Source organism: Gordonia sp. (in: high G+C Gram-positive bacteria), from assembly GCF_020438995.1.
In the GTDB taxonomy this organism is placed as follows: domain Bacteria; phylum Actinomycetota; class Actinomycetes; order Mycobacteriales; family Mycobacteriaceae; genus Gordonia.
Genome location: NZ_JAGQTN010000275.1, coordinates 60,949 through 80,388, shown reverse-complemented (window position 1 = coordinate 80,388; position 19,440 = coordinate 60,949). Strand labels below are relative to the sequence as shown.

14 protein-coding genes are annotated in these 19,440 nt (G+C 66.7%); 4 read left to right on the top strand and 10 right to left on the bottom strand.

Annotated elements, in window-relative coordinates; all coding sequences use genetic code 11:
- Positions 1 to 28: 28 nt before the first annotated feature.
- Positions 29 to 394, top strand: a complete 366-nt coding sequence (locus KDB67_RS19760; RefSeq protein WP_291019625.1) for an excalibur calcium-binding domain-containing protein — start codon at positions 29 to 31, stop codon at positions 392 to 394.
- A 136-nt stretch (positions 395 to 530) separates the two neighbouring features.
- Here the strand turns inward: KDB67_RS19760 and KDB67_RS19755 are convergent, their stop codons facing one another.
- From KDB67_RS19755 to raiA, 6 genes are all read right to left on the bottom strand, one after another.
- Complete coding sequence (locus tag KDB67_RS19755) at positions 531 to 1,691, bottom strand: ferredoxin reductase (RefSeq protein ID WP_291019624.1); 1,161 nt, start codon at positions 1,689 to 1,691, stop codon at positions 531 to 533.
- Between the two features lie 100 nt (positions 1,692 to 1,791).
- Positions 1,792 to 2,331 (bottom strand): hypothetical protein, encoded by a 540-nt coding sequence (locus tag KDB67_RS19750; RefSeq protein ID WP_291019623.1) that lies wholly within the window; start codon positions 2,329 to 2,331, stop codon positions 1,792 to 1,794.
- Between the two features lie 34 nt (positions 2,332 to 2,365).
- Positions 2,366 to 3,844 carry a wax ester/triacylglycerol synthase domain-containing protein gene (locus KDB67_RS19745; RefSeq protein ID WP_291019621.1) on the bottom strand — a complete coding sequence of 493 codons (1,479 nt, stop codon included), beginning with the start codon at positions 3,842 to 3,844 and terminating at the stop codon, positions 2,366 to 2,368.
- Positions 3,845 to 3,930: 86 nt separating this feature from the next.
- Positions 3,931 to 4,449, bottom strand: a complete 519-nt coding sequence (locus KDB67_RS19740) for an Rv3235 family protein (protein ID WP_291019619.1) — start codon at positions 4,447 to 4,449, stop codon at positions 3,931 to 3,933.
- Positions 4,450 to 4,619: 170 nt separating this feature from the next.
- Complete coding sequence (secA, locus tag KDB67_RS19735) at positions 4,620 to 7,448, bottom strand: preprotein translocase subunit SecA (RefSeq protein WP_291019675.1); 2,829 nt, start codon at positions 7,446 to 7,448, stop codon at positions 4,620 to 4,622.
- Between the two features lie 227 nt (positions 7,449 to 7,675).
- Positions 7,676 to 8,449: a ribosome-associated translation inhibitor RaiA gene (raiA, locus tag KDB67_RS19730; protein ID WP_291019617.1), complete on the bottom strand. Its 774-nt coding sequence runs from the start codon at positions 8,447 to 8,449 to the stop codon at positions 7,676 to 7,678.
- Positions 8,450 to 8,914: 465 nt separating this feature from the next.
- Here raiA and KDB67_RS19725 point away from each other — a divergent pair, with 465 nt between their 5' ends.
- Together KDB67_RS19725 and KDB67_RS19720 are read left to right on the top strand one after the other, a co-directional pair.
- On the top strand, positions 8,915 to 9,607 hold the full coding sequence (locus KDB67_RS19725; protein WP_291019615.1) for a ComF family protein: 693 nt from the start codon (positions 8,915 to 8,917) through the stop codon (positions 9,605 to 9,607).
- 48 nt (positions 9,608 to 9,655) lie between these two features.
- Positions 9,656 to 12,997 (top strand): caspase family protein, encoded by a 3,342-nt coding sequence (locus tag KDB67_RS19720; RefSeq protein WP_291019613.1) that lies wholly within the window; start codon positions 9,656 to 9,658, stop codon positions 12,995 to 12,997.
- A 37-nt stretch (positions 12,998 to 13,034) separates the two neighbouring features.
- On the opposite strand, the gene KDB67_RS19715 is transcribed toward KDB67_RS19720, so the two are convergent.
- Genes KDB67_RS19715 through mtrA form a run of 3 tightly spaced genes read right to left on the bottom strand, consistent with a single transcriptional unit; the run spans position 13,035 to position 17,097 of the window.
- Positions 13,035 to 14,777, bottom strand: a complete 1,743-nt coding sequence (locus KDB67_RS19715; RefSeq protein ID WP_291019612.1) for an LpqB family beta-propeller domain-containing protein — start codon at positions 14,775 to 14,777, stop codon at positions 13,035 to 13,037.
- Complete coding sequence (gene mtrB / locus KDB67_RS19710; protein WP_291019610.1) at positions 14,774 to 16,414, bottom strand: MtrAB system histidine kinase MtrB; 1,641 nt, start codon at positions 16,412 to 16,414, stop codon at positions 14,774 to 14,776. The genes KDB67_RS19715 and mtrB overlap by 4 nt, the downstream gene beginning before the upstream one ends.
- Positions 16,411 to 17,097, bottom strand: a complete 687-nt coding sequence (mtrA, locus tag KDB67_RS19705) for an MtrAB system response regulator MtrA (protein WP_291019608.1) — start codon at positions 17,095 to 17,097, stop codon at positions 16,411 to 16,413. Before mtrA ends, mtrB begins: the two co-directional genes overlap by 4 nt.
- 128 nt (positions 17,098 to 17,225) lie before the next feature.
- Here mtrA and KDB67_RS19700 point away from each other — a divergent pair, with 128 nt between their 5' ends.
- Positions 17,226 to 17,858, top strand: a complete 633-nt coding sequence (locus KDB67_RS19700; protein ID WP_291019606.1) for a dTMP kinase — start codon at positions 17,226 to 17,228, stop codon at positions 17,856 to 17,858.
- Positions 17,859 to 17,931: 73 nt separating this feature from the next.
- On the opposite strand, the gene ahcY is transcribed toward KDB67_RS19700, so the two are convergent.
- Positions 17,932 to 19,383: an adenosylhomocysteinase gene (gene ahcY, locus KDB67_RS19695; RefSeq protein ID WP_291019603.1), complete on the bottom strand. Its 1,452-nt coding sequence runs from the start codon at positions 19,381 to 19,383 to the stop codon at positions 17,932 to 17,934.
- Positions 19,384 to 19,440 lie beyond the last annotated feature (57 nt).

Below are 19,440 nucleotides of genomic sequence, written 5' to 3'. Positions count from 1 at the left end.
CCAAGCTCCGGCCCATACGTTCTTACGCATGGCAAAGATGACGAAGGTCACGGTAATCGCAGGTTCGGCGCTCGCCGCCGGAACGATCATGATGGGCGCCTTCGCCCCCATCGCGTCGGCGGCACCCAGCGGTCCCCAGAACCAAAGCAACCAGAACCAAAGCAACCAGAACCCCGGCAATCACCAGCAGACACCCACCCAGAAGCGGATCACCACGTTCGGATCGTGCGCCGCGCTCAACCGCACCTACCCGCACGGCGTGGCCCGCGCCGGCGCCCGCGACCGCACCACCCAAGGCCGGCGGCAGGTGCGCGGCTACACAGTGAACACCAACGTCTACAACCACAACAAGCGCCTCGACTACGACAACGACGGCATCGCCTGCGAGCGCTGAGCCCGCCGCCGACACAGCCTTCCGGTCCGGGTCCCCTCCCTCTCCGGCCGTGAGAAAAGGGTGTGTCTCCCCGATCCCCCATAGGATCGGGGAGACACACCCTTTTGCGGTCTCCGATGTTTGTGACCTACTGGCCTCACACGTCGAGCGTGCAATCCCCCGCGGCGGCGCTGACACAGGTCTGCACACGCTCGCCTTCCACGTGTTCGACGCCGGTGCGCAGGTCGCGGACAGCGCCCTTGTCGATCATGACCACGCAGCTCTGGCAGATGCCCATCCGGCAACCGAACGGCATCAGCACGCCCTCGTTCTCGCCGGCCTCCAGCAGGGTGGTCGCGCCGTCGACGGTCGCGGACTTCCCACTGCGGCCGAACGTCACCTGCCCACCCTGCGCACCCGACGCGCCGCGTTCGAGGGCGAAACGTTCGATGTGCAGGTTGCCGGGGGCACCCGCGTCGGCGAACGTCCGCTCAAGCAACTCCAGGAACCCGGCCGGACCACAGGCCCAGGCCTGCCGGTCGGCGAGATCGGGACAGAGTTCGGCGATGCGCCGCTCGGTCAGCTTGCCGCCCGAGCGCGTGAACACGGTGTGCACGGTGGCGAAGCCGTCCCGGGACAACTCGTCGAGTTCGTCACCGAACAGCAGGTCGTCGGGGGTCGGCGCCGAATGGACGACGACGAGATCGGTGCGCTGCCCGCGATGACGGATCATCCGCAGCATCGAGATGATTGGGGTGATCCCACTGCCGGCGGTGGCGAACAGGATCTTCTCCGGCAGCGGATCGGGCAGCACGAACTCACCGCGCGGGGCGGCCAGACGGACGATGGTTCCCGGCTGCAGGCCGTTGACCAGGTGCGTCGACAGGAAGCCCTCGGGCATCGCCTTGACCGTGATCGAGATCGTCTTGTCAGCCTGCGAGATGTCTGGCACCGAGGTCAGCGAATACGAGCGCCACGTCCAGCGGCCGTCCACCAGCACCCCGATACCGACGTACTGGCCGGCGGCGTAGTCGAAGGAGAACCCCCAGCCCGGTTTGATGCGGATGGTGGCCGAATCCTCGGTCTCGCCGGTGACCGACACGATCTTGCCGCGCAGCTCACGGGCAGACCACAGCGGATTGGCCAGGTGCAGATAGTCGTCGGGCAGCAGCGGCGTGGTGATCCGGGCGGCGGCGGCCCGGACCCAGTTGGCCGCGCGGTTACGCGAGGCCACCTCGGCAACCGGCGCCTCGAAACGTTCCCGCCAGGACCGCGAACGGGGCTCCCGATCGCCGGTTCCGCGTTCCTGCACACCCATGACCATGAACACCTTCAATCCCAGTTACGGAGACAACCTACGCTTGCGTAGGTTACGGTACCGGAACCTGACGTCGGCGGCCACCTCGGTGCGGGTTCGGTCAGAGCAGTTCGAGCAGGAACGGCAGCTCCTGCGTCGCATACCAGGCCAGATCGAAGTCCTCCACATCGCCGACGGCCAGCTCGGCATCCTCATCGCCGAGGTCCGCCGCGTCGACGACGAGCACCGCCGCGCGCACCGCATCTTCTGCATCGGAGACGTCGACATGCACCGACGCGATCGCCGACAGCGGTACCGGCCCGGGCACCTTGACCACCGCGGCGTCGAGATCGGGCCGCGGCTTCACCTCGTCGACATCGGCGGCCACCACCACCCGGCGCGGCGGGAATCGCGGCCTCTCACCGGCCGGTCCTGACCCGTCCGACTGCCCCGGCCCGTCCGCTTCTGCGGCCAGCAGGCGCAGCGAAGCCCTGGCCGCCTCCCGCATCGCAGCCTCCGACAGTTCTTCGTCGTCACCGGACAGATACGCCTCGCGCAGGGCCGGTGTGAGCGCGAACGCGGTACCGCCAATCGGCGTGAACTCCCCCACCTCGTTGAGCCGCATCAGCATCGCCAAGGTCGCAGGCAGGTAAACCCTCATGACCGGCAAGCCTAACCGCTTCTCGCAGTGCGTCTCACAGCACGGCGAAGAGCTCATCGTAGGACTCGGTGACGTACTCGGCCATCGCACCCAGGTCCGGTAGCACCCCTTGGTCGGCGATGAACGAGAACAGCAATGCGCCACAGTATTCGACGACGCCGATCGCCAGCGCATGCTGCTGCATGAATGCCGGCACCGCGTAGAGTTCCGAAACCTTCTGCCCCGCAATGTATCTGCGCGATATCGGGGCACTGGGCATGGTCACCGGGACGTTGTAGGGACGACTCGTGATACTGCTGAGCGCCCGGGAGCTGAACTCTGGAAAGGGCACCACGCCCAGTTCGGGAAGGATCGGGCGGATGCCCATCGACACCCGGCGCGAGGAATGCGCGTAGCGATTGGCCAGACCGGCGACCTGCACCAGCCGCATCGACGGGTTGTCTTCTCCGACAGGAAGATCGGTGACGAATCCGGGTGTTCCGACGGCCACCGTCCGAGGTTCGGCATCCATCCGCCGCTGCACCGACGGGTCACGCGAGGACAGCGGCAACACCACCCGCACCGTGTCACCCGGCGCGATCGTCGCCTCCACCGACAGCTTCCAGCGCCGCAGCACCCCGCTGATGATGGACAGCACGACATCGTTGACCGTGCAGTTATAGCGTTCGGCGATCTTGGCGCAGCCCCGGCGCTGTACCGACGCCTCGGCGAACGAGCGGGTGGGAGTGCTCGAGCGGTTCAGCGGACTCGCCGGCGCCGAATCCATAACCTGCTGAACCAGCGAGCCGGTGCGCCGCACCGTGCGCCCGGCCAGCGAACGGACCTCGGCGACCAGGCCGTTGCCGGTGAGGACCGAGCTGACCAGGTCACCCGGCCGCGCCACCGCCTCGGCGATGGCACCCAGCGCCAACTGTGAACCGCTCGGCACCGACCGCGCCATCCACAGATCCTCGGGCATCTTCTCCTGCTCGCGGGTCTCGTCGGTGAGGACCTCGCTGATCTCGCGATGGGTGTCCTCGTCGACCAGACAGCGATGCGACTTGGTCAGGACGGCCAGCTTGCCGTCGGCCAGGCCCTCGATCAGGTATGCCTCCCATAGCGGCCGCGTCCGGTCCAATGGCCGCGACATGATGCGCGCCACCAGGTCGTCGAGCTGTGCGGGACCCCCCGGCGCGGGCAGCCCGGCACGCCGGATGTGGAAATTGATGTCGAAGTCGGGATCGTCGGCCCACACCGGGCGGGCCAGACCCATCGTCACCGGGATGACCAGCTGCCGGTACCGCGGCACCAGCTGCAGGCGGTTCTCGATGAGCTCCACCAGGTGCTTGTAGTCGAGCACCGGCCGCTTCGTGGCGGAAGCGTCCTTCGCCGAGGCCGCCTTGCCGGATGCGGCGCCGCCCTTGGCCGTGCCGGGGCCGTCCGGGGTGACGATCAGCAGGGCACCGAGGTGCGTCGTCGATCCGGCCTCGTCGAGGAAGTAGAACGTCGCATCCCGGGGACTCAGCCGCGCCATGGGGCACCTCGATCCATCACCGGCATAACGGTACCCGGTGCCCACAGCCGTGTCGGGCGATCCCCGCTCCACCCGCACCGTCCCGCTCAGCAGAAGTCGAGTGCGGTGAGCTGCCACCGGTACTCCCAGCGCGCCGGCATGAGCACGTCCGCGTCGATCGGCCGGGGAATCCTGTGCGGCGAGCGTACGGCGACGCCGCAGAAGGCACGCACGCGGCCCCCGATCGTGTAGCTGCCGAAGATGCGCGCCGTAGCCTCGCCGCTCATCTGCACGTGGACGCGACGCAGTGTCGCCGAACCCGCGGCCGCCGGTGCGAGATCCCGCGCGTGCGGTCGCACCCCGAGCTGTCTCAGGACTCTGAACCTGTCGGTCAGTTCCGGTGACACGGACGTGGACAGCTGCCCGAAACCGCGGCGGCCGTCGAGCGCCTCGAACAGGACTGTGAGGGCGCCGACTGCGAACCTGCGCACCACGGCGCCCTCGTGACGGACGCCGGCAGGTTCGGGCTCGGGGCGATTGCCGTCCGGGACCTGCCGCGCCGTTGTGCGGTTACGGGACGCGACGAGCGCGGCCGGGTGTTCGTAGTCCGGGGCGGATCGAATCACGACTCGCGGTGTGTGTATGGGGAGCGGTGTCTGCATGGGGAGCGGTGTCTGCATGGGGATCAGACGCAGCGAAACACCGTTTGGTTCCATCCGAACCGGAATTTTTTTCACCAAATAAAGTGCAACGGCGTGCCGCCCCGCGACACGCCGTTACATGGATCTTTCCGACCTCAGTTCCGCTGCTTCTTCGACTTCGGTGGCTTGGTACGATTCTTCGAGTTGGCCCGCTTGGCGGCCCGGCGGTCCCGGCGGGGCGCCGCCAGGACCGGATCGCCCTCTTCCTGCTCGTCGGTGAGGGTCTCGACGCCGCCGTCCTCGGCCGGACCGGTGTAGATCACGCCCGAGGCCGACGTGCTCTGGTCGGCGCCACTCGCCCGCAACGCCGCCGGGGCCCGATTGCCCGCGGACTCCGTATCGGCGTCGGCACCGGCAGCCGCCGCCGACAACCTCGGCGCCGGCACAGGCTTGATCAGCGACGGCGCGGGCTCGATCTCCTGCGTCTGCACCTGCACGTTGTACAGGAAGCCGAGGGCCTCCTCCTTGATGCCCTCGAGCATCCCGGTGAACATGTCGTAACCCTCACGCTGGTACTCGGCGACCGGATCACGCTGGGCCATCGACCGCAGATGAATGCCTTCGCGCAGATAATCCATCTCATAGAGATGATCGCGCCACTTGCGGTCGATCACGTTGAGCAGGATGCTGCGCTCGAGTTGACGCATCGCGCCCTCGCCGGCGACCTGATCGATCTCGGCCTCACGCGCGGCATACGCCTTGTGGGCGTCGTCGAGCAGCGCGTCGCGCAGTTCTTCGGGGGTGACGTCGTCTCGCGCCCCGTCGATGTCGGTGCGGAAGACCAGGTCGGGATCGAGGTCGAGCGGGTACAGGGTCCGCATGGCGCGCCATAGTTCGTCGACGTCCCAGTCCTCGGCATAGCCCTCGGCGGTGGCACCGTCGACGTAGGCGCTGACGACGTCGTCGATCATCCGCTGCACCTCGTCGGCGTGATCCTCGCCTTCGAGGATGGTGCGGCGTTCTCCGTAGATGACCTTGCGCTGCTCGTTCATCACCTCGTCGTACTTGAGGACGTTCTTGCGGACCTCGAAGTTCTGCTGCTCGACCTGCGTCTGCGCACTGCGGATGGCCTTGGTGACCATCTTGGCCTCGATCGGCACGTCGTCGGGCAGGTTGACACGGGTCATGATCATCTCGAGCGCCGCGCCGTTGAACCGGCGCATCAACTCGTCGCCGAGCGAGAGGTAGAAACGGGACTCGCCCGGGTCGCCCTGACGGCCGGAGCGGCCACGCAGCTGGTTGTCGATACGCCGTGATTCGTGGCGTTCGGTGCCCAGCACGTACAGGCCGCCGGCCTCGCGCACGGCCTTGGCCTGCTCGGCGGCGTTGTCCCGGGCGACCGCGATGGCCTCGTCCCACGCCGCCTCGTACTCCTCCGGCGTCGTCACCGGGTCGAGTCCGGCCTTGCGCAGACGCATGTCGGCGATGATGTCGGGGTTACCCCCGAGCACGACGTCGGTACCGCGGCCGGCCATGTTGGTGGCGACGGTGACCGCGCCGAGCGTGCCGGCCTCGGCCACGATCTGCGCTTCCTGCTCGTGATACTTGGCGTTGAGCACCGAATGCGGGATACCGCGCTTCTCGAGCTGGCGCGACAGGTACTCGGAGCGTTCGACGCTCGTGGTACCGATCAGCACCGGTTGCCCCTTCTCGTGACGTTCGGTGATGTCGTCGACGACCGCGGCGAACTTGGCCTCCTCGGTCTTGTAGATGAGGTCGGTCTGATCCTTGCGGATCATCGGCTTGTTGGTGGGGATCGGCAGCACACCGAGCTTGTAGATCTGGTCGAACTCGGCGGCCTCGGTCTCGGCGGTGCCGGTCATTCCCGCGAGCTTGTCGTACATGCGGAAATAGTTCTGCAGCGTGATCGTGGCCAGCGTCTGGTTCTCGGCCTTGATCTCCACCTTTTCCTTGGCCTCGATGGCCTGGTGGAGTCCCTCGTTGAAGCGGCGGCCGTCGAGCACACGGCCGGTGAACTCGTCGACGATCACCACCTCGCCGTTGCGGACGATGTAGTCCTTGTCGCGGTGGAACAGTTCCTTGACCTTGATGGCGTTGTTCAGGTAGCCGACCAGCTGCGAGTTGGCCGCCTCGTACAGGTTGTCGATGCCGAGCTGATCCTCGACGAACTCGACGCCCGCCTCATGCACGCCCACGGTTTTCTTCTTGATATCGACCTCGTAGTGGACGTCCTTGTCCAGCAACGGTGCGATGCGGGCGAACTCGGCGTACCACTTGCTCGACGAGTCGGTGGGGCCCGAGATGATCAGCGGGGTGCGGGCCTCGTCGATGAGGATCGAGTCGACCTCGTCGACGATCGCGAAGTTGTAGCCACGCTGAACGAGTTCATCGAGCGTGTGTGCCATGTTGTCTTTGAGATAGTCGAAGCCGAATTCGTTGTTGGTGCCGTAGGTGATGTCGGCGTGATAGGCGTCGCGGCGCGCGGCGGGACTCATCCCGGTGAGGATCACCGCGGTCTCCAGGCCCAGGAAGCGGTGCACCCGGCCCATCCACTCGGAGTCACGTTTGGCCAGGTAATCGTTGACGGTGACCACGTGCACGCCGTCGCCGGAGATCGCGTTGAGGTAGGCGGGCAGTACACAGGTCAGGGTCTTGCCCTCACCGGTCTTCATCTCGGCGATATTGCCGTAGTGCAGCGCCGCACCGCCCATGATCTGGACATGGAAGTGCTTCTGGTCGAGCACTCGCCAAGCGGCCTCCCTGGCCACCGCGAACGCCTCGACAAGCAACTCGTCGAGCGACTCGCCGCCGGCGTAGCGCTTCTTGAACTCGTCGGTCTTGGCGCTCAGCTCCGCGTCGGACAAGGCCTCCATCTCGTCGGAGAGCGCCTCTACGTGCGATGCGATCGCATCGAGCCGTTTAACCATGCGGCCCTCGCCCATGCGCAGCAGCTTGTTCAGCACCGTGTTGCCAATCCTCACTGAAGTCCCTCGGAACCGTCCGTCCGACGCCCCGAATTCCCAACTCTGATCGTCAGAGCATAGATCGCAGCCCATCGTACTCAGGCAGTCTGAGTAGACGCTTACCGGCACACTCGCAGGCCGACGGCCCACTGCCGGGGTGGGGTACGTGTGCATACCCCACCCCGGCAGTGGTGTTTTTCGATACGTGCTACCGGCGCATACGGCCGTCAGTGCGTCTCGGCCAGGCGGATCAGTCCGTAGTCGAACGCATGCCGGCGGTACACGACGGACGGTTTGTCGGTTTCCTTGTCGTGGAACAGGAAGAAGTCGTGCCCGACCAGTTCCATCTCGTACAGCGCGTCATCGACGGTCATCGGCGGCGCCTTGTGCTCCTTGATGCGGACGATCTGTCCGGGGCTGTGCTCGGTGACGCCGTCGTCCCAGGTCTGTTCGACGTCGTCGGCGACGGGGCGCGTCAGCGTCTCGGTGAGCTGATCGCCACGCAGTGGCGGTGCGCCGACCTCGGTCGCCGCGGCCACCGATATCGGGGTGCGGCTGCCCCGCGAGACGCGCCGGCGGTCCTTGACCCGGCGCAGACCGGATTCGAGCTTGCTGACGGCCGATTCGAGTGCGGCGTAGAAGTTTTCACCACTGGCCTGCCCGCGTACCACCGGACCCTTGCCCTTGGCGGTGAGTTCCACCTGCTGACACACCTTGGACAGCCTGCGGTTGCGTTCGTGGCTCAGCCGTACGTCGAAGCGGAAGATCCCAGGATCGAATCGTTCGAGCCGAGCGAGTTTGTCACGGACGTGGACCCGGTAGTGGTCGGGTATCACCACGTTCCGGCCGGTGAATTCGACGGCGGCGTCAGGCTCCGCGGGCTCGGCGGACTGGACGGTCCCCGGCGGCACGACGAATGCCGACTCGATTTCGTCGTCGCGGATCGTGCGCGCGTCGACTTTTGATTCACGCTGGCCCTTGCGGTGGATGACACTGGACATGCAATTTCCTCCTGTGTTGCTTCCCGGGCCCACGCGGTCACCGTTGTTCGCGATCGGACAGACAGTTCTCCGGATATCTCCGAAACCAAGGCGAATCCTATTGTGCTGAAAAGGAATCTCACCTGCGGTGGCGGTGCGGTCGACGGATTGTGCCCGCCTCGGCGAATCCGGACGGCTCCGAATTCCGTGGGTCGGGGATGGTGGCCATGCCAGCCGACGGCTGACACTCACGAACGCGCTATCACCTCCCTGGCGCACGAACCGCCCTCTCCCGGCGGCCCCGGGCGGCCGTCGTCATCGACGGTCACCCAACGTGTATTCGACCGTAGCCCTAAGTTCGGCGGACGGCTACGTTTCCGGTCAGCATGTCGGTCAGTGGGAACGAATTGATCCGCCGGACCGTCTCCGCGCCGAGTGTGGACAACGCCGTTGGCTCCGGCCGCGCGCACTGGCAGGGTGAACCGGATGAGCACGCAACAACAGTGGAAGGCATTCTGCCGGAAAGTGGTTCGCGCGGGCGCCGATCTGGCCGTACCGCTGTGCTGCGGGGGGTGCGATAGTCCGGGTATCGGGTGGTGTCCGCGCTGCGCCGCGGTGCTGGCCGATTCACCCGAACAGGTGACCACCCGGGTCCCGGTTCCGGCGCCGGCGTGGGCGTGTGCCCGCTACCGGGGCCCGGCCCGGCGCGCGGTCATCGCGGCGAAGGACCACGGCCGGACCGACCTGGCGGCCCCGCTCGGCGACGCACTGGCACACGCGCTTCGTACCCTTGCCCGCTGGGGTGAGCTTCCCGATGTCACTCTGCTGCAACTCGTGCCGGCCCCGACTCGCGCCACCTCGGCCCGCCGCCGAGGCGGTGACCCGGTCACGGCAATGGCCCGGACCGCGGCGTCGCGACTCGGTCCCCGCGTCCGGGTGACGCCGGCCCTGTTCACGGCGGCCTGGACCGCGGACTCCGCCGGCCTGTCGGCACCCGAACGCGCCCGCAACCTCTCGGGCAGAGTCCGGCTGCGAAGGGACGCGCACCTGCATCCGCGCGCCGTCACCGTTCTCATCGACGACGTGATCACCACCGGCACCACCGCCGCCGAGTCCGCCCGCGTACTCGCCGCCCACGGCATCCACCTCGACGCCGTCCTCGTCATCGCCGCGGCGTGATGGTGAGCCCATGCCCTGGGCACCCGGATCGTGATATGACTTGGCGGTATGGCGGGTGTTAACGGAATAGCTCAGAACATGCCGCGCAGGATTCTTTTCGCCATCGGCACCGAAACCTACACCGACAACGAGTATGACGATCGGGACATGGTGCCGGATATCTTGGGCGGCATCGTCGATCTGTTGACGCCATTGGGATTCGAGACGCGTTTCGCCCCATCGGGATATCTGCTGGACCCAGGCCGAAACGTATTCCGTGAGGCGATCCGGCGGGCCAGAGCCGAAGGCGAGATCGTCGTGATCTATTACACCGGCCACGGCGACGACATCAAACACGAGGGTTACCACCTCATTACCACCGACTTCGATAAGGCGAGCCTCCCGGACACCGGCGTGAAGGTCGTTGATGTTCCACCGCTCATCGCCAACCGCACCGACACCGGCGATCTCCACCCGGAGCAGGCACTCACCCTGATCATTCTCGACTGCTGCTTCTCCGGGGGCGGCGCACTCGAGGTATTGCAAGACGCACTGCTCACGCAGCGAAAGAACCCGGTACACACCAACCTGTGGATCTGGGCCACGGCCGGCGACAGACAGTGGGCCGGCGCAGGGCTGTTCACCAAATCGCTGGCGCAGGCATTGACCGATACGACTGTCGGCGCATCACCGCGTGAAATACCCCTGCTCACCCTCCTCGGGAAGGTGAACACCGGACTCGAACGCTCGCAAGCAAATCAGACGTCTGAACTCTTTCCTCCGAATGGCCGACTCACCGGCAATCCACCGTTCTTCCCCAACCCGGGCTTTATGCCCGACGTCGCCGGCCTCACCGTCGATGCCCAGCACTGGACGTCGAAGGCACGTGGCACCGACAGCCCCGCGGCCACGGGGTTCTACCTGGCCGGACGCACCGGACGCCTCCGGGCGGCAACCGACCTCGCACAGTGGATCACCGATCCTGACGAGACCGAGCTCGCTGTCGTCACCGGCAGCCCCGGAACCGGCAAGTCGTCGCTGCTGGCACTGATGACACTCCTGGCCGACGACGCCACCCGCGACAACCTCTTGCGGCACACGACAACGACCTCACTCGCGCATCAAGCCGCGCAATCGTTGCCCGGAGCGACCGATATCGTCGCCATTCACGCCCGGGGCCTCAATGCCGATCAGATCGGGGCGCGTATCGCGACCGACCTCGAACTGGACGCGCACGGGGCACACTCACTCCTCGAACTGCTGCGAAACAACGCATCACCACCGGGGCGGATAGTTTTGGTCGACGCGGTCGACGAGGCCACCAAACCGCACTCGGTCCGCGACGACCTGCTCCTGCCACTGACGCAGTGCGGGGTTCGCGTCGTCTTCGGCGCACGACGACACGTTCTGCCGCCCCCTGACATGCCGGCGATGACGCTCGACCTGGATACGGCCGCATATCACGACCCTGCCGCACTCACCGACTACATATCGCACCTACTCGCTGCAACGCACGAACCGGATACCGACAGTCCGTATGCGCTCGGGCATCCCGACACGGTTGCCGTCGCATCTGCCATCGCCGATCGTGCGACCGATCACCGCGTCGAATCTTTTCTCGTGGCCCGGGTGATCGCGCACGCGCTACGCGCACGCCCGGAGCGTGTCGACCCGTCAACCGCGCATTGGACCGAACTGCTGCCGAACGGCCTCAGTGACGCCTTCAAAGAAGATCTCGACCGATTCGGCGCCCGAGCGCCCACCATGCGTGCGCTGCTCGAGGCTCTCGCCTGGGCTCGCGGGCCGGGACTGCCGTGGGAAATGATCTGGGTGCAGATCGCCCGAACGCTCGCGGGACTACGCAACGAGGACGCACACCTGCACACTTCTGTCGGCGACGCCCCCATCAGCGATGACGATGTGCGCACGCTCCTGAATGACGCGGGCGCCTTCATCATCGAAGACCTCGGCCCGGGCGGACGCTCGGTCTTTCGCCCGTTCCACGAAGAGTTGTCACGATATCTGCGGCTGTCGGCAACCGCCCCCACCGAATCGGGCAATGCCGAAGCAGGCACCAAAGATATCGAGTACGAGATCACCCGTGCACTTGTGCGCACCGTCCCCACAGACAGCACCGATGCCCGGCGTTGGGACCGCGCCCACCCCTATGTCAGCACCTACCTCGCCCAGCACGCGTACGCCGGGCCGGCCGGAACCCTCGACGACCTGATCAGGGACGGCGGGTTCCTCGCCACGGCCGATCCCATGACTCTGACACCACTGCTCATCGACGCGACCCCGGCAAGCACCGAGATCGTCCGTGTCTACCGCCGCGCCCGACCGCTGCTCGGGGACGACCCCACAGCCAATCTCGCGTATGTGCTCGAGAGCGCGGCGGCGGTCGGCGCACTTTCCCTCATCAACCCGGCAGGATTCGCTCCGCTGTACCGCACACTGTGGAGCAATATCTCAACTGACGACAGTGTCCTCACAATCATCGCTCACTCGGGCCCGGTACGGGCGCTCGCGGTCATCGCCACCAGCACCGGCGACCCACTCCTGGCCTCAGCCGGCGACGACGGCACCATCCGACTCTGGAACCCCCACACCGGCACCCCACACGGCCACCCACTCACCGGCCATACGGGCCCGGTGCGGGCGCTCACGGTGACCACCAGCTGCACCGGTGACCCGCTCCTGGCCTCAGCCGGCGACGACGGCACGATCCGACTCTGGAACCCCCACACCGGCACTCCCCATGGCACCCCACTCGTCGGCCATACCGGCCCGGTCCGGGCGCTCACGACCATCACCTGCACCGGAGAAACCCTCCTGGCCTCCGGCGGCGCCGACCGAACCATCCGATTCTGGAACCCCCACACGGGTACCGCCCGCGGCAAACCACTCACCGGCCACGACGACAAGGTGTCGGCGCTCGCGGTCACCACCACCGACACAGGCGAGCCCCTGCTGGCCTCCGCGAGTGCGGACCTCACAATCCGGCTCTGGAACCCCTACACCGGCACCCCACACGGCCACCCACTCACCGGCCACACCGGCTGGGTGAGCGCGCTCGCGGCCATCGGCGACAGCACGGGCGAACCCCTCCTTGCCTCAGCAGGCAAAGACGGAACCATCCGGCTCTGGAACCCCCGCACCGGAACCGCCCACGGTCACCCACTTACCGGCCACGACGGCCCGGTGTCAGCGCTCGCGGTCACCACCACCAGCACCGGAGACACCCTCCTGGCCTCCGCCGGCACCGACAGGACTATCCGCCTCTGGAACCCCCACACCGGGACAATCGTCGAGGTACTTCGCCGGCGGATCGCGCCGGCCACATTGCTCGGAAACGGATCGCGACTGGTCATCGGCGATAGCGAAGGCCTGACGACGATCGAACTGAATTGACACCGCCGACGAGAGTGCATCTTCGGTGTCATTCCCGTTACGGCAGGACCGGGATCGCGCCCGGGGTCATCGCGGTCTCGACTTCGGTCCAGTATTGGTCGGGTTCGCCGTTGGTGCGGCCGAGGCTGAGGACGCCGCGGCTGTCGCCGACGTAGACGGTGGCCACATCCGCGGCGACCGATCGGACGGGGGGTGACAGGTTGCCGCTGAGCAGGCCGACGGCCTGGGTGCCGTTGATGGACAGTTGCAGGACCGGTGATTCGGGTGAGTCACGGGCGAGCATCAGGGTGGTGGGTGAGGCCCAGTCGATGGCGGTGACTCTGCTGCCGACGTTGTAGGCGGCGATTCTGGGGCCGGTGAGCATGACGCGGCCTTCGGCGTTGGTGGCGACGACGGCGAAGACGAGTTGCCCGTCGACGACCATGGCGATGCGCACGCCGTCGGGTGCGACCTGGAGATCTGTGATGGCTCCGCGAACGAGGTTGTTGACTGCGGTGATGTCGACGGCGGCGGCGTGGTCGATGCCGTCGTCTTCGCGTTGCCATCGCTGGACGCGGCCGTCGACGACGGCCCACAGGGTGCCGGAGGTGCGCCCGAACGACGGCCGGGTGATGGCGGCTCCGGAGACGAGGGTGGCCAGTACGCCGCCGTAAGGTGCGACCACGAGTTCGGAGGATGCCGCTCCGGGACTGCGGGCCAGGACTCCGGCGACACGCTTGCCGTCGGCCGAGATGGTCGCGATGCGCAGGTCGTCGCCGGCGCCGAGTTCACCGGTGACGGGTGTGGTGGTGGTGTCACCGACGTGCAGCAGCGCCCCGTCGCGGATGACGTGGAGTCCTATGTCGGTGCCGACCGCCCCATTCGGGTCGAATTGCTCCACGTCGGTGGTCTTCCAGCCTTTGGGCCGGTCGGTTCGCAGTGGGACGCCGTCGTCGGTGATCTGGTAGGGCCCACCGATTTCGAGGCCTTCGAAGGTGTACACGATCTGGGCGACCATCACGTGTTCGTCGGTGTCGGAGAGTCCGCCGACTCCGGTGAGCGGCACTTGGACTCCGCCGTCACGCACGGCGCTCACTTTGCCGCGCAGCGCGGCGTTGCGGGGGAAGGCGGTGCCGGCGGCGGCTCGTAGGTCGGTCGACGGTCCGGCGATGAGCCGCTGGACAAGGGTGCCCGGATCGGTGTCGGTGCCCGCGTACAGCCAGCGCGGGTCGGGCACGAGAGCCGTGCGGTCGCTGTTGGGAAAGTACAGGGTGGCCGAGCGGTACAGCGATTCGAACTGATTCTTGTCGATGAGGGTGCCGTTGGGCAGCCGGCCGTCGATACGCCACTGGTCGTTGACGCGGCGCAGGTCGAAGGTGGCCGCGACACGTCCGGTGGCCGGTAGCAGTTGCCCGTCGGGTCGCAGGGTGCCCACGTTGTCACCGACCAGACGCAGTCGCACGGTGGTGGCGCTGCGTTCGTCGATGAATACGTTCACTTCGTCGACGACCACCATGTCGCCGCTGGAATCCCATTGCGCCGAGGCTGTTCTGGTGAGGAACTTGCGGGCGGCGCGGTAGTTGCCACGGGGGTTGGCGGTGGCTTTGACGAAGGCCCGCACGAGCGCTTCGGAGTCCATGTCCGGTTGTGGAACGGGGACGGCGTTGGGCGGGTTCTCACGCTGGAATGCGCGGATCGGCTGGGGTGAGGAGTTGTCGGGTATGGTTCCGCAGCCCCCGACGACCAGTGCGAGCACGGTGAGCAGCACCCCGATCACCGTCGCCCGGGTGCGGGCGGTCACGAGGTGTCTCCTTCGGTCGCCAGGACTCTGCCGTTGCCGGATTGTTTGAGCGGCAGTGGGCTACCGAGCAGTTTGTGGCCCCGCACGAGCGGCAGGGTGAGCCGGAAACAGGTGCCTTTGCCCGGTTCGCCCCACGCTTCGAGCCGGCCTTGGTGCAGGCGTGCGTCCTCGATGCTGATGGCCAGGCCGAGTCCGGTGCCACCGGAGCGGCGGACCCGGGACGGATCCGACCGCCAGAATCGGTTGAATACGAGTTTCTCTTCGCCTGGCCGCAGGCCGATGCCATTGTCGCGGACGGTGATCGCGACGGCGTCGCCGTCCGATCGCATGGTGAGGGTGACCGGCTTGTGCTCGCCGTGGTCGATGGCGTTGGCCAGCAGGTTGCGCAGGATCCGTTCGACGCGGCGCGGATCGATCTCGGCGAGGACGGGTTCGGCGGGCAGGTCGAGAACGAGTTCAGTACCGGTGTCATCGGCGAGGTGGCGGACGGTGGCCAGCGCCCCGTCGATGGGGATGGCCATGTCCATGCGTTCGGCGGCCAGTTCGGCCATGCCGGCGTCGTGGCGGGAGATCTCGAGCAGTTCGGTGAGCAGGGTTTCGAATCGGTCGAGTTCTTTGTCGAGGAGTTCGACGGATCGTTTGTACATGGGGTCGAGCTCGTCGCGGGCTTCGTAGAGCAGGTCCGAGGCCATGCGCACGGTTGTGAGCGGGGTGCGCAGTTCGTGGCTGACATCGGAGGTGAACTGGCGCTGGAGTCCGCCGAACTCCTCGAGGTGGGTGATCTGTTTGGACAGGCTCTCGGCCATATCGTTGAACGACGTCGCGAGCCGGGCGATGTCGTCCTCGCCGCGCACGGGCATGCGTTCCTTGAGGCGGCCGTCGGCGAATCGGACGGCGATTCGGGAGGCCGACCGGACAGGGATGACCACCTGCCGGGACACCAGCCACGCGATGGCGGCGAGCAATCCGAGCAGCACGACGGCACCGGTGAGCAGGGTGCCGCGCACGAGATTCACCATCTTTTGTTCATTGGTGAGCGGGAACACCAGGTACAGCTCAAGCCCGGCGATCGCCGAGTTGGTGGGCGTGCCGACGATGAGTGCGGGGACGTTGGTGCCGGAGCCGTTGTCGACGGACGAGTACTGGTAGGCGACCTGCCCGCCCTGCACCATGCTGCGCAGATTGGTGGGCACCTCGTTGGCCGGCCCGGCGATGGTTTCGTGGCCGTCGCGCACGGAGTTGCGCACCACCAGCACGGTGTCGAAGGACCCGACGTCGTCCGAACCCTGTCCGGAGTTGGTGCCACGGTCGGTGAGCAGCGACCGCGTCTGACGCAGCCGGGTCTCCGTCGACATGGCGCCGTCCGAACTCGACAGGTCGCGTTCGACGGTGACGCGGGCACGGTCGAGGGCTTCGGTGGCGGCGGCCAGTTTCACGTTGAGCAGGCTGTCGGTGATCTGGCTGACCAGCACCAGCCCGAGGACAAGCAGCACCACGAACGACAGCAGCAGCGTCGACACCACCACTCGCAGTTGCAGCGAGCGACGCCAGATCTTTCCGAAGGAGCGGCCGAAGCGTGCGGCTGCCCGTGTGATCCGCCCCAGGGTGCTGTTGATTCGCCTGGAACGTCGGATCACGGCGGTCCGGCCTTGTAACCGACCCCTCTCACGGTCAGCACGATCTCCGGGTTCTCCGGATCGGTTTCGACTTTCACTCGCAGCCGCTGCACGTGGACGTTCACCAGACGGGTGTCGGCGGGGTGCCGATAGCCCCAGACCTGTTCGAGCAGGACGTCGCGGGTGAACACCTGCCGCGGTTTACGGGCGAGCGCCACGAGGAGATCGAATTCGAGGGGGGTAAGCGAGATGGGTACGCCGTCACGGCTGACCTTGTGCGCGGGAACGTCGATCTCGACGGGCCCGATCGACAGGAGTTCGGCGGGTTCGTCGTCGGTGCGGCGCAGCCGGGCCCGGATGCGGGCGACGAGTTCTTTCGGTTTGAACGGCTTGACCATGTAGTCGTCGGCGCCGGATTCGAGGCCCAGGACCACGTCGACGGTGTCGGACTTCGCGGTGAGCATGACGATGGGGACGCCGGAGTCGGCGCGCAGCACCCGGCACACGTCGATGCCGTTCATACCCGGCAGCATCAGGTCGAGCAGGACGAGGTCGGGCCGGATCTCGCGGACGGCGGACAGCGCCTGGGTTCCCTCCCCCACCACGAACGGTTCGAATCCCTCGCCACGAAGCACGATCGTCAGCATTTCGGCGAGCGCGGCGTCGTCGTCGACAACAAGGATCCGTGGCTTCATGGCTCCCATGGTGGCATCTTCGCCGGAAAACGACGACCATGACGCGCCGATCCGGTCGATACCCCACCCCCGACCTGGCCTTTTACCACCCGGGTCCGCCCGGCATCGGACCGCGGCGACGGTTACGATGTCCGGTCATGGGCCAACTCATCGCCATCGAAGGGCTCGACGGCGCGGGCAAGAACACTCTGGTGACCGCGCTGACCGCCATCTGGCAGTCAGCGGGGCTGCGCGTGGCGCACTTCACGTTCCCCCGCTACGGGCAGTCGGTGCACGCCGATCTCGCCTCGGAGGCGCTGCACGGCTCGCACGGGGATCTGTGTGAGAGCGTGTACGCGATGGCGTTGATGTTCGCGCTCGACCGGCGGGAGGCACGCAGTTCGATCGCCGCCGCGGCGGCCGACTGCGACATCGTCGTCTGCGACCGGTACGTGGCCTCGAACGCGGCCTACAACGCGGGCCGACTGCTTCAGGACGCCGGCGGCGAGGTGGTGTCGTGGGTGGACACGCTGGAGTTCGGCCGGTTCGGCCTGCCCGTCCCCGACCGGCACGTGCTGCTGGGCGTCACCCCGGAGGTCGCGATGTCGCGGGCACGGGGACGGGCGGAGTCCGACGCGGCTCGGATGCGCGACGTATACGAACGCGACGACAGTCTGCAGCGCCGCGTCGACGACGTCTATCACCAACTGGCGCAATCGAACTGGCGTTCCCCGTGGATTCTCACCGACGGTTCCGACCCGGCCGCACTCGCCGCCGAACTGCACCCGTGAACCACAGACACCCCCGTCGGATGGACGGGGGTGTCTGTATCACCGAACGACTTCCGTTCCGGCAGTTGACAACTCAGTAGCGGTAGTGCTCCGGCTTGTACGGGCCCTCGACGTCGACGCCGATGTAGTCGGCCTGCTCCTTGGTGAGCTTGGTCAGGGTTCCGCCGAGCGCTTCGACGTGGATGCGGGCGACCTTCTCGTCGAGATGCTTGGGCAGGCGGTACACCTCGTTGTCGTATTCGTCGTTCTTGGTCCACAGTTCGATCTGCGCGATGACCTGGTTGGAGAAGCTGTTGCTCATCACGAACGACGGATGGCCGGTGGCGTTGCCCAGGTTGAGCAGCCGGCCCTCGCTGAGCACGAGGATCGAGTTGCCCGACTCGAAGATCCACTTGTCGACCTGCGGCTTGATGTTGAGGCGAGTCGCCCCCGAGGACTCCAGCCCGGCCATGTCGATCTCGTTGTCGAAGTGGCCGATGTTGCCCAGGATGGCCTGGTTCTTCATCTGCTTCATGTGATCGAGCGTGATGATGCCCAGGTTGCCGGTGGAGGTGATGACGATGTCGGCGTCGCCGATCGCCTGCTCCACGGTCACCACGTCGAAGCCGTCCATGAGCGCCTGCAGCGCGTTGATCGGGTCGATCTCGGTGACCTGCACTCGTGCGCCCTGCCCGGCCAGCGACTCGGCGCAGCCCTTGCCGACGTCGCCGTAACCGCAGACGAGGATCTTCTTGCCGCCGATGAGGACGTCGGTGCCACGGTTGATACCGTCGACCAGCGAATGCCGGGTGCCGTACTTGTTGTCGAACTTGCTCTTGGTGACCGAGTCGTTGACGTTGATCGCGGGGAATGCCAGGTCGCCCGCGGCGGCGAACTGGTAGAGCCGCAGCACACCGGTGGTGGTCTCCTCGGTGACACCCCGCACGGAGTCGGAGATGGCCGACCACTTGGTCTTGTCGTTCTCGAACGAGACGCGCAGCAGTTCGAGGAACACCTTGTACTCGGCCGAATGATCGTCGTCGGCGGGTGGCACCACACCGGCTTTCTCGAACTCGGCGCCACGCAGCACCAGCATGGTGGCGTCGCCGCCGTCGTCGAGGATCATGTTGGCCGGCTCGCCGGGCCAGGTCAGCATCTGCTCGGCCGCCCACCAGTACTCTTCGAGGGTTTCGCCCTTCCACGCGAACACCGGCACGCCCTTGGGCTCGGAGACGGTGCCGTGCGGCCCGACGACCACGGCCGCGGCCGCATGGTCCTGGGTGGAGAAGATGTTGCACGACGCCCAGCGCACCTCGGCACCGAGGGCCACCAGGGTCTCGATGAGCACCGCGGTCTGCACCGTCATATGAAGCGAACCGGAGATCCGCGCGCCCTTGAGCGGCAGCACGTCGGCGTATTCGCGGCGCAGCGACATCAGACCGGGCATCTCGTGTTCGGCCAGGTCGATCTCCTTGCGCCCGAAATCGGCCAAAGACAGGTCGGCGACCTTGAAGTCGATCCCGTTCAGCGTGTCGACAGACGTCATCTATAACCCTTCGTCGATGCGCGGCGCTGTTTCTCGGCCGGCGCGTAAGCAGTCGAC

Bases quoted from the DNA above. Each gene is read 5' to 3' on its own strand.
- KDB67_RS19700 (WP_291019606.1), top strand. From the start codon at position 17,226: ATGGGCCAACTCATCGCCATCGAAGGGCTCGACGGCGCGGGCAAGAAC.
- KDB67_RS19720 (WP_291019613.1), top strand. From the start codon at position 9,656: ATGGCGGGTGTTAACGGAATAGCTCAGAACATGCCGCGCAGGATTCTT.
- KDB67_RS19755 (WP_291019624.1), bottom strand. From the start codon at position 1,691: ATGGGTGTGCAGGAACGCGGAACCGGCGATCGGGAGCCCCGTTCGCGG.
- KDB67_RS19745 (WP_291019621.1), bottom strand. From the start codon at position 3,844: ATGGCGCGGCTGAGTCCCCGGGATGCGACGTTCTACTTCCTCGACGAG.
- raiA (WP_291019617.1), bottom strand. From the start codon at position 8,449: ATGTCCAGTGTCATCCACCGCAAGGGCCAGCGTGAATCAAAAGTCGAC.
- KDB67_RS19760 (WP_291019625.1), top strand. From the start codon at position 29: ATGGCAAAGATGACGAAGGTCACGGTAATCGCAGGTTCGGCGCTCGCC.
- KDB67_RS19750 (WP_291019623.1), bottom strand. From the start codon at position 2,331: ATGAGGGTTTACCTGCCTGCGACCTTGGCGATGCTGATGCGGCTCAAC.
- ahcY (WP_291019603.1), bottom strand. From the start codon at position 19,383: ATGACGTCTGTCGACACGCTGAACGGGATCGACTTCAAGGTCGCCGAC.
- KDB67_RS19725 (WP_291019615.1), top strand. From the start codon at position 8,915: ATGAGCACGCAACAACAGTGGAAGGCATTCTGCCGGAAAGTGGTTCGC.
- mtrA (WP_291019608.1), bottom strand. From the start codon at position 17,097: ATGGGAGCCATGAAGCCACGGATCCTTGTTGTCGACGACGACGCCGCG.